At 67.4% G+C, this 9876-nt stretch carries 8 protein-coding genes and 1 pseudogene; 5 read left to right on the top strand and 4 right to left on the bottom strand.

The genetic code is table 11. The annotated features are described in order from the left end of the window. Positions 1-214 precede the first annotated feature (214 nt). From Q0066_RS10215 to lon, 4 genes are all read right to left on the bottom strand, one after another. The gene (locus Q0066_RS10215) at positions 215-1753 is read right to left on the bottom strand and encodes a tripartite tricarboxylate transporter permease (RefSeq protein WP_298132567.1); all 1539 of its coding nucleotides are present in this window, start codon (positions 1751-1753) and stop codon (positions 215-217) included. Positions 1754-1755: 2 nt separating this feature from the next. Continuing rightward, positions 1756-2358: a tripartite tricarboxylate transporter TctB family protein gene (locus tag Q0066_RS10210; RefSeq protein WP_298132565.1), complete on the bottom strand. Its 603-nt coding sequence runs from the start codon at positions 2356-2358 to the stop codon at positions 1756-1758. Next, positions 2355-3353, bottom strand: a complete 999-nt coding sequence (locus tag Q0066_RS10205) for a tripartite tricarboxylate transporter substrate-binding protein (protein WP_298132563.1) — start codon at positions 3351-3353, stop codon at positions 2355-2357. The genes Q0066_RS10210 and Q0066_RS10205 overlap by 4 nt, the downstream gene beginning before the upstream one ends. A 134-nt stretch (positions 3354-3487) precedes the next feature. Then, the gene (gene lon, locus Q0066_RS10200; protein ID WP_298132561.1) at positions 3488-5797 is read right to left on the bottom strand and encodes an endopeptidase La; all 2310 of its coding nucleotides are present in this window, start codon (positions 5795-5797) and stop codon (positions 3488-3490) included. Between the two features lie 268 nt (positions 5798-6065). On the opposite strand from lon, the gene Q0066_RS10195 reads away from it, so the two are divergent. The 5 genes and pseudogenes from Q0066_RS10195 (at position 6066) to Q0066_RS10175 (ending at position 9873) form a co-directional block, all read left to right on the top strand. Continuing rightward, positions 6066-6638 carry an AAA family ATPase gene (locus tag Q0066_RS10195; RefSeq protein ID WP_298132559.1) on the top strand — a complete coding sequence of 191 codons (573 nt, stop codon included), beginning with the start codon at positions 6066-6068 and terminating at the stop codon, positions 6636-6638. A gap of 231 nt (positions 6639-6869) precedes the next feature. Continuing rightward, positions 6870-7175, top strand: a pseudogene (locus Q0066_RS10190) (arginase family protein); the annotation flags it as partial. Between the two features lie 326 nt (positions 7176-7501). After that, positions 7502-8257, top strand: coding sequence for an AraC family transcriptional regulator (locus tag Q0066_RS10185; RefSeq protein WP_298132558.1), 756 nt, complete (start codon positions 7502-7504; stop codon positions 8255-8257). Between the two features lie 82 nt (positions 8258-8339). After that, positions 8340-9197, top strand: coding sequence for a hypothetical protein (locus tag Q0066_RS10180; RefSeq protein WP_298132557.1), 858 nt, complete (start codon positions 8340-8342; stop codon positions 9195-9197). Between the two features lie 178 nt (positions 9198-9375). Further along, complete coding sequence (locus tag Q0066_RS10175) at positions 9376-9873, top strand: pyridoxamine 5'-phosphate oxidase family protein (protein ID WP_298132555.1); 498 nt, start codon at positions 9376-9378, stop codon at positions 9871-9873. The last annotated feature ends 3 nt before the right edge of the window (positions 9874-9876 follow it).

Below are 9876 nucleotides of genomic sequence, written 5' to 3'. Positions count from 1 at the left end.
CGTCCGCTGCCCACGTGAGGGCGTGTCCGGCCGCTGACGCGTCCGTCCCCTTGTGACGTGGGTACTGCCGCTGATCTGAGTGAGATTCCGGGTCAAGCCCGGAATGACGTCGCTGCGGTCGGAGTGACGTTGGTGCGCTCGGAATGACGTGATCAGTTCGTTCGTCATCCCGGCGAACGCCGGGATCTCCGTCACGGACCCAGCTGAGAGCCGCCTACTGGCGCTCGGCGACCTCTTCCGCGGCTTCCAACTCGGCGGCGAGCTTCTTCTCCTGCACTCGCCGGTAGCCGTTCCAGATCACGCCGATGACCAGGACGGCGTACAGCCCGATGGTGATCGGTGAACTGACCAGCACGGCCGGATTGTTCGACGAGTTCGCCATCGCGTCGCGCAGCGAGTACTCGGCGAGCGGACCGAGGATCAGTGCGATCAGCACCGGTGCCAGCGGCACGTCGTACTGCCGCATCACGAAGCCGAGCAGGCCGATCGCGATCATCACCGCCAGGTCGATGACGGACGCGCCCGCGGCGTAGACGCCGAACGCGGCGAAGACGGTGATGCCGGCGTAGAGGTACTCCTTCGGCACCTTGAGCAGCATCGCCCACATCGGTGCGAACGGCAGGTTCAGGATGAGCAGGATGACCATCGCGATGAACAGCGCCGCCAGCAGCGCCCACACCACGTCGGCACTGCGTTCGAACAGCAGCGGGCCGGGCTGCATGCCGTACTGCTGGAAGGCGACCAGCAGCAGCGCGGCGGTCGCCGACGTCGGCAGGCCCAGCGCCAGCAGCGCGCCCATCGCCGAGCCGGCGGTGGCATTGCCGGCGGCCTCGGGGCCTGCGACGCCCTGAATCGAGCCCTTCCCGAACATCGGCTTGGCGCGCCGGGCGTCCAGCTTGCGCTCGGTGCCGTAGGCGAGGAAGGTCGGCACCTCGGCGCCGCCGGCCGGAATGATCCCGAATGGGACGCCGAAGCTCGTTCCGCGTAGCCAGGCCGGCAGTGCGGCTCGGAACTCAGCCTTGCTCAGCCACGGCCGTCCGCCGGCGTGGATCAGTTTCTTGTCGTCGGGCCGTCCCACCTTGGACGCCACATGCAGCACCTCGCCGATGGCCAGCAGGGCGACGGTGATCACCACCACCGAGATGCCGTCGAACAGCGCCGGGATGCCGAAGGTGAAGCGGGCCGTGCCGGTGGACTGATCGATGCCGACCACGGCCAGAGCCAGTCCGAGGGCGAGCGCGGCCAGACCGCGGATCACCGAATCGGCCACCACCGTCGAAATGGCGACGAAGGCGAACAGTGCCAGCGCGAAGTACTCGGCCGGGCCGAACTGGGTGGCCAGCGAAGCCATCGTCGGGGCGAAGAAGACCACCAGGACGGTGGCCAGGATGCCACCGGTGAAGGCGCCGATCGCGGCGGTGGCGAGGGCCTGCGGCGCGCGTCCGTTGAGCGCCATCATGTGTCCCTCGAACGAACTTGCGATGGCCGTGCTGTTGCCGGGGGTGTTCATCAGGATGCCGGCGATCGAGTCGCCGAACAGTCCGCCGAAGTAGATGCCGGCGAACATGGTCAGCGCGGACAGCGGCTCGAGGGTGAAGGTCAGCGGCAACAGCAGTGCCACCGCCATCGCGGAGCCCAGCCCGGGCAACACGCCGATCGCGGTGCCGAGGAAGGCGCCGACCGCGACCCAGAGCAGGTTCTGTGGGGTGAGTACCTGCCCGAAGCCGTTGAACAGGTTGACGAGTTGTTCCATGGTCAGCTCCCCAGCAGTAGCAGGCCGGCGGGTAGTGACATGCCGAGCAGTCCGCTGAACACGACTTGGATCATGGACGCCAGGCCGAGACCCATGATCAGCCCGGTGACGTGACGGCGTCCGCCCAGGGCGACCGACATCGCCCAGAACAGCAGCGTGGCGCTGATCAGCCAGCCGACCGGCTCGAGAATCAGGGTGAACCCGATCAGTGCCGCCAGCGCGGTGCCCAGCTTCATCCAGTTGACGCCTTTCGGCACCTCGTCGGCGTCGGCCTTGATCTGCGGTGCGACGGTCTCGTCGAACGGGTCGTGCAGCACCGAGACCCCGGAGAAGGCGTCTTGCTCGGGTGTGCTGGGTGCCGGACGCGGATGCCGGAGCGTCTCGATCACGATCAGGGCGGCGCCCAGCACACAGATGCCGGCGACGATCCACGGGAACGTCTGCGGCCCGAACGCGCCATTGTCGCTGGTCTTCATGGTCAGGTTGCCGTAGATCAGCAGTCCGGCGATCGCCACCAGGACGCCGGCAATGATCAGGATGCCGCGGTCGGGTCGTTCGGCAGCGGTGGGGGCCTGTTCGTCGGCCGCGTGTTCAGTCGTACTCATGCCAACCCCAGCTCCTTCAGCAGAGCCGTGATCGACTGCTGCTCCTCGGCGATGAACTTCTCGAAGTCGGGGCCGGTGAGGAAGTTCTCCTTCCACCGGTTGCGGTTGACCGCCTCTTTCCACTCGGTGGTGGCGACCATCTCGGTGACGATCATGGTCAGTTCCGCGCGGTCGGTTTCGCTGAGACCGGGCGGAGCGACCAGGCCGCGCCAGTTCACCAGGTCGACCTCGGGGTGGCCGAGCTCGATCATGGTCGGAATGTCGACGCCGGCGAGTCGCTCCGGCGCGACGACGGCGAGGGCGCGGAGCTTGCCCGATTCGATCATGTCGCGGAAGTCGTTGTAGCCGCTGATGCCGACGTTGACGGTGCCGGCCGCAGAGGAGAGCAGCGAGATGGTGAGTTCGCCGCCGCCTGAGTGCGGGGTGTACTTCACGTCCGAGCCGGGGATGCCGACAGCCTTGGCCAGTTGCCCGGCGACCAGATGGTCCACGCCGCCCGCTGAGCCGCCGCCGACCGGAGTCGCCGCCGGATCCATCTTCCAGGCGGTCAGGAAGTCGTCCAAGGTTCGATGGGGCGAGCCGGCTGGGACGGCGACCACCTGGAAGTCTTCGGCCAGTCTGGCGATCGGGGTGGTGTCGGCGAGACTGAAATCGGAGCCGCGGGCGATCCCGCCCAGCATCACCGTGCCGGTCACCATCAGGATGTTCGGCTGGCCCTCCATCCGGACCAGCTGGCTCAGCCCGATGGTGCCGGCCGCGCCGGGCACGTTGGACACCTGCACGGTGCCGACGATCTTGTTCTTGCGCAGGGATTGCTGCGCCTCACGGGCCACCAGGTCCCAGCCGCCGCCGGCGGCGGCCGGAGCCATCATGGTGAGCGATGCACGGGCCTTGCCGGTCGTCTCGGTGTCGCGGGCGTCCGCGACGGCGAAGCCTGCAAGCACGAGCACGACGACGGTCGAGATGATCGACCAGGGGGTCAGCTTCGTTGCCATGGGGGTACCTTCGTTCGCGCCGGGGGCGCTCGGCGTGGACCGTCATGGTCGGTTGTCGTGCCGCACCGCGTCAATGGTTCTGGTCGAGGGTTCCGGCTCGATGACCGGAACCCTCGACCAGTGAACTTCGAAACCTAGGCGGCGAAGGCCGTCGCCTGCCGGGCGGGATCGAGCGCTCCGGCGAGGATCTCGCGGACGTCCGAGACCAGGTGCACGGTGACGTCGGCGAGGACCTCGGCCGGGACGTCGTCCAGGTCGGGTTCGTTGCGCTGCGGCAGGTACACCTCGGTCAGGCCGGCGCGCTGGGCGGCGAGCAGCTTCTGCTTGGCGCCGCCGATCGGCAGCACCTGCCCGGTCAGCGACACCTCGCCGGTCATTCCGACCTCGGCGCGCACCGTGCGTCCGGTCAGCATCGAGACCAGCGCGGTGGTCATGGTGACACCGGCGGACGGGCCGTCCTTCGGCACCGCGCCGGCCGGCACATGCAGATGCACCGGATGCTCGAGCTGCTCGGGGGTGATGCCGAGCTCGGCCGCGTGCGCCCGCACGTAGGACAGGGCGATCTGCGCCGACTCCTTCATCACGTCGCCGAGTTGGCCGGTGAGGGTCAGCGACGTCGTCGATCCGGGCAGCAGGGACGCCTCGATGTACAGCACCTCGCCGCCCATGCCGGTCACCGCCAGCCCGGACGCCACACCCGGCACCGCCGTCCGCTCGCGCGATTCGGGCAGGAACCGCGGCCGGCCGATCAACTCCTTCAGCGAGGTCTGGTCGACGACGGCGGGCAGGTCTTTGAGCCCGACCTTGCGGAAGGCCTTGGCCAGCAGCCGCTCCATCGCCCGGACGCCGGGCTCGCGGGTGTAGTGCGCGGCGATCTCACGCAGCGCGTCGTCGGTCACGCTCACCTCATCGCTGGTCAGTGCGGCGCGTTCGAGCAGCCGTGGAACCAGGAAGTCGCGGGCGATGGCGACCTTGTCGTCCTCGGTGTACCCGTCCAGGCCGATCAGCTCCATCCGGTCGAACAGCGCGGCCGGAATGGTCTCCAGGACGTTCGCGGTGGCGATGAACAGCACGTCGGACAGGTCGAGGTCGAGCTCCAGGTAGTGGTCGCGGAAGGTGTGGTTCTGCGCCGGGTCGAGCACCTCGAGCAGGGCCGCGGCTGGGTCGCCCCGGTAGTCGGCGCCGACCTTGTCGACCTCGTCGAGCAGCACGACCGGGTTCATCGAACCGGCTTCCTTGATGGCCCGGACGATGCGGCCGGGCAGCGCGCCGACGTAGGTGCGGCGGTGGCCTCGGATCTCGGCCTCGTCCCGGATGCCGCCCAGCGCCACCCGGACGAACTTGCGGCCCAGCGCCCGCGCAACCGATTCGCCGAGCGAGGTCTTGCCGACCCCGGGCGGGCCGGCCAGCAGGATCACCGCGCCGGAACCGCGTCCGCCGACGACCTGCAGGCCGCGTTCGGCGCGGCGGGCCCGGACGCCGAGGTACTCGACGATCCGCTCCTTCACCTCGTCCAGGCCGTGGTGGTCGGCGTCCAGCACCGCGCGGGCAGCGGTCAGATCGGTGGCATCGTCGGTGCGCACCGACCACGGCAGTTCCAGGACGGTGTCCAGCCAGGTGCGGATCCAGCCGGCCTCGGGGTTGCCGTCGCTGGAACGCTCCAGTTTGCCCACCTCACGCAGCGCGGCCTCACGGACGGCGTCCGGCAGGTCGGCGGCCTCGACGCGGGCACGGTAGTCGTCGCTGCCGTCCGGCTCACCCTCGCCGAGCTCGGAGCGGATCGCCTTCAGCTGCTCGCGCAGCAGGAACTCGCGGTTGCGCTTCTCCACCGATTCCTGGACGTCGTGCTCGATCTTCTCGCTGACCTCGGTCTCGGCGAGGTAGTCGCGGGTCCATTCGACCAGCTTCGCCAGCCGGGTCTCGACGTCGGCGGCCTCCAGCAGTTGCCGCTTGCGGTCGTTGGAGAGGTACGGCGCCCAGCCGGCGGTGTCGGCCAGCGTGCTCGGGTCGTCGATGGCGCTGACGGTGTCGATCACCTGCCAGGCCTCGCGGCGCTGCAGCACGCTGATCACCAGCCGGCGGTACTCCTCGGCCAACTCGCGGACGCGATCACCGGACGCCTCGTCCTCGACGAGTTCGGCCTCGACCCACAGCGCCGAGCCGGGGCCGGTCACACCGTTGCCGATGCGGGCCCGCTGCCCGGTGCGCAGCACGGCGGCCGGAGCGCCGCCGCGGGCGCGTCCGATCTGTTCGACGGAGGCGACGACGGCGTACGAACCGTAGTGGCCGTCCAGCCGCGGCGCGGCCAGCAGTTCGCCGTCGGAGGACGTCTGGGCCGCATCGATCGCCGTCTTCGCGGCGTCGTCGAGCGGAATCGGGACGATCATGCCCGGCAGCAGCACGATGTCGTCGAGGAACAGAACGGGTAGATGCTTCGTAGTCATGTGAGCTCCAAAGTTGAGTGCACAAGACTCAACCCCAAAGGTCATCCGATTGTTCCCGGCCGGATGGCTGGGAAGTCATGAACGAGTTGCTGTGTGCTCGCCTGGTCTGGCGCAGACTTGGTCCTGCTGCTGTCGAGATGCAGCGCTTGCTTGTAACCGTCCTCGTATGAATCATCTGAAATCCCATAAGGTCGGCGTGTCGCGATGCCGAAACTCGTCCTCTCAGCCGCCTGGATATCGGGGTTGGCCAGTGTCTACGGTTCGTCACATGTCGATACAACGAGGGTCAGTGCTGGTGATAGCCGGGCCACCCGCTGCGGGCAAGACAACGATTGCGGCCAGGATCGCCGCCACGGCCGAGGTCCCAACGGTGCACGTGCCCACCGACGCCCTCCACACCTGGATCAAAGCGGGGTTCGTGCTTCCCTTCCTTCCCGAAGGAGTCCACCAGAACGCGGTCATCCAGAACGTGATGCTCAACGTCGCTCGCGCCTATTCTGAGGGCGGCTACGACGTGATCCTCGACGGGGTTCTGGGTCCGTGGGCAGTAGACGGGCTACGGGACGGAGCAGCGGACGCAGGGCTGTCTCTCTCCTACATCATCGTGCGACCATCACTACCCGTGCTGCTGGCGCGAGCACAGGCACGCGAAGGCCGCCATCTTCGTGAGATCGAGCCGATCGTCGGACTGGACCGGGCGTTCGGCGCCATCGACGAGTCGGTCCTCACTGTCCTCGACACCAGCGACCTGTCGATCGACGACTCTGCGCACTCCGTCATGAAGGCTTGGCGTGACGGCAGCCTCCAACTCACATCCGGCGACGGCAATCGCGAAGCCTGACGGCCGTCAACTCGAGGTCGCCAACCCTGAGGAAAGCGGCAAGATAGTGAGAACCACCACGGGTTGGCGACCTGACGCTCGTCTAGTCAACTGCATCGCAGACGCCAACTCGGATGTCACAGACGACAACTCGGGCGAGAACCTACACTGCTGCTGTAGGTTCCGGCCGAACTTGTCGTTATCCAGCTTTCTTGTCGGTGTGGTGTCGCTGTCTAGGTTTTTGTCGATGCGCACCTGGACACCTGGGACGTGCTGCACGGCGCCACGATCTGGCACGGTTCACCGTTCCGCCGGGCGGCCGAAGAGGGACTGATGGATCTGGAGCACTGCCAGCACGTCGGCATCCGCGGCGGTGTCTACGACTCGAGCGAGTTCGACGACGATCGTCGGGCCGGGTTCGCGATCGTCGGTTCCCACGAGTTCATCGAGCGGTCGATTGCCGACATCGTGCAGCAGATCCGCGACCGGCTCGGCGACCGGGACGCCGGACGTGGCCGGGATCAGCGGCAGTTAGCTGTTCGCCGTCCGCCTCGCTGACCGGGGGCCGCGACAAAGTCATCGCAACTGCTCGTGAACTTGCGTTGGGGGCCGCCAGCGATGCTCCGTGGATGAACGCCACTCTGCATGACTACTTGGACGCTCTCGGAACATGGCTCGCGGAATCCGCGGGGCTACGACAAGAACAGGGACAAGGTCCAGCCCGGAAACGGATGGGAAGTCATGAACGACGCGCTTCGAGCGGCGACGCAGTACAAGTAGCCGGCTCGGGCTACGACCCCGACACGAGACTCCAGCAGGCAGTCGCACGGGCACGGACCGGACCGTTGCTGTACCTCGGAATCTTGTGACCTAGTGTCGACCGCATGCAGCACGAGCGCCTAGTGGTCGAACGGCTGCTCGTGCCGTCCCGATCGTTCAGACCTCACACGCACGACGAGTTCGTGCTGTCGCTCAACGCCGAGTCGGTCTTGTGTGAGCGGATCAAGCTGGATCGGCAAAGACTCGTCGTGGGATCGGGCTCTGTTACTGCGTACAACCCCGATCAGGTGCAGTCGTCGACCGCGGAGACCGTCGACGGTGTGGCGTGGGAGTGCATGAGCATCTACGCGCCGCCATCGGTCGTGGCCTCGCTGACTGGTCGCGGGGACGTGGAGTTCGTCCGCGCGGTCGTCGCTGACACGCGCGTCGCGGACGGCATCCGCCGTGCGGTGCATGCCTCCGGTGTCGAGTCGGAGGAGTGGGCAATGTGGTCGGTCAGCGAAGCGCTTGCGGTGAACGCAACCGTCCGCGGCGCGGAGGAGTCAGTGACCGCTCTCGTCGATGCTGCGCGTCGCCTCCTCGCGCGCGAGCTGCATAAGCCCGCCTCCCTCGACGAGGTCTGCGAGCAACTCGGCGCGAGCCGCGACGTGGTCGTCCGCGCCTTCGTGCGCGAGACCGGCGTGCCGCCTTACGCCTGGCAGCTGCAGTTGCGGCTCAAGGAGGGTCAACGACGACTGAGGCAGGGAGGCAGGGTCTCGGACGTCGCAGCGGAACTCGGGTTCACCGATCAAGCGCACTTCCACCGGCACTACCGGGCGGCCTACGCCCGCACACCCGGTCAGGATTTCCGGCGTCCGTAGGGGCCAGAAAGATACAAGACGGGACCTCCCCACTCCGTCGACGATGGGTGGAGTACTTCACCGCGCGGAAGGCGTGGACTGGATGGCGATCTCAACACTGGCCTGGGTGACTACGCGCGATGCCCACGGTCTGGACGAGGACGAACCCTTGGCGCTGGCCGCGCTCGCCCGCGCCGGCGTCACGGTTGATGTGGTGGACTGGGACGACCCTCAGATCGACTGGTCAGCCTTCGACCGAGTGGTGCTGCGTTCGGCATGGGACTACGCCGAACGACTGCCGGAGTTTCTGGATTGGCTCGCGCGGGTCGATTCGACGACCGAACTGGTCAACCCGTTGCCCGCGGTCCGGTGGAGCCTGGACAAGCAGTACCTTCGCGAGCTGGCCACCGCGGGAGTGCCCATCACACCGACGGAGTTCGTGCCTCCCGGCACGACACCCGAATTTCCGCCGGGAAGGTTCGTCGTCAAGCCGGCCGTCGGTGCCGGCAGCCGCGGTGCATCGTCCTACAGGGCTGCGCAGCATTCGGCTGCTGCTGATCATGTGCGCTGGCTCCATGAGAGCGGCCAGCTCGTCCTCGTCCAACCCTTCGTCTCCTCGGTCGCCACCGAAGGGGAGTGGCCACTGATCTTCCTCGGTGGTGAGTACAGCCACGCCGCGAGCAAGCGGGTTGCCCTGCCGGAGGCCGGCTCCGTGGACGAGCTCTTCGCTGCTGAAAGCAACACCTCATACACGGCAACTGCCGAGCAGATCCGGGTGGCAAGCGCGGCCATTGACGTGGTCGCGAAACGGTTCGGAAGGCTGGCGTACAGCCGGGTCGACCTGGTTCGCGCGGACGACGGCACCTCGCAGGTGTTGGAGGTCGAACTGGTCGAGCCTTCGCTCTTCTTGCCTTACGAACCTGAGGCTGCGGCGCGGCTCGCGGCCGTGCTGGTCGGCTAGGGCAAGCCCGCGGCGCGGCAGGTCGGCCGGCGATCAACGATGGACGCTTGCGTTCTCCATGTATCGCCTGCCGGCTCAACCAAGCGAGCAAAGCGGAGCTTGTCCGGAGCTGAGCCGCACGTCGACAAGGCACCCGCGCGGGTGTGTTGAGGAATCACGGGCTGGGTAGCGTCGGGGAATGACTGACACCGCCGCAGCTGAGAAGAACGCCGAGTTCGAGCAGGTCGGGAAGCTGATCTCGAAGGCCCGGTTCGCGTTCGTCACCACCCACGCTGACGGGCGGCTGCTCAGCCGTCCGCTCGCCGTCTTGGAGCGCGAGTTCGACGGCGATCTGTACTTCTTCACCGCGGACCCCTCGCCGAAGACCGAGCAGGTGGTCGCCGACTCCCAGGTCAACGTCAGCCTTCAGTCCGGGGACAACTACCTCTCGATTGCGGGCACCGCTTCGGTGACCCGGGACGCCACGCTGATCGACGAGTTGTGGAACCCGTACGCCGAGGCCTGGTTCGAGCAGGGCCGGGACGACCCGGCGGTTGCGCTGCTGAAGGTGCATGCCGATTCCGCCGAGTACTGGACGGTCGACAGTCCCAAGCCGATCGCGCTTATCAAGTACGTGAAGGCGATGATCACCGGCGAGAAGCCCGACGTGGCGACCAATACCTCGGTCGATCTGTGAGGA

Source organism: Micropruina sp., assembly GCF_027492755.1.
Classification (GTDB): Bacteria; Actinomycetota; Actinomycetes; order Propionibacteriales; family Propionibacteriaceae; genus Micropruina.
This window is presented reverse-complemented; position numbering and strand designations above follow the sequence as displayed.

Excerpts from the sequence above, each read along its gene's own strand:
- Q0066_RS10175 (WP_298132555.1), top strand. The coding sequence starts at position 9,376 with ATGACTGACACCGCCGCAGCTGAGAAGAACGCCGAGTTCGAGCAGGTC.
- Q0066_RS10205 (WP_298132563.1), bottom strand. The coding sequence starts at position 3,353 with ATGGCAACGAAGCTGACCCCCTGGTCGATCATCTCGACCGTCGTCGTG.
- Q0066_RS10180 (WP_298132557.1), top strand. The coding sequence starts at position 8,340 with ATGGCGATCTCAACACTGGCCTGGGTGACTACGCGCGATGCCCACGGT.
- lon (WP_298132561.1), bottom strand. The coding sequence starts at position 5,797 with ATGACTACGAAGCATCTACCCGTTCTGTTCCTCGACGACATCGTGCTG.
- Q0066_RS10195 (WP_298132559.1), top strand. The coding sequence starts at position 6,066 with ATGTCGATACAACGAGGGTCAGTGCTGGTGATAGCCGGGCCACCCGCT.
- Q0066_RS10210 (WP_298132565.1), bottom strand. The coding sequence starts at position 2,358 with ATGAGTACGACTGAACACGCGGCCGACGAACAGGCCCCCACCGCTGCC.
- Q0066_RS10185 (WP_298132558.1), top strand. The coding sequence starts at position 7,502 with ATGCAGCACGAGCGCCTAGTGGTCGAACGGCTGCTCGTGCCGTCCCGA.
- Q0066_RS10215 (WP_298132567.1), bottom strand. The coding sequence starts at position 1,753 with ATGGAACAACTCGTCAACCTGTTCAACGGCTTCGGGCAGGTACTCACC.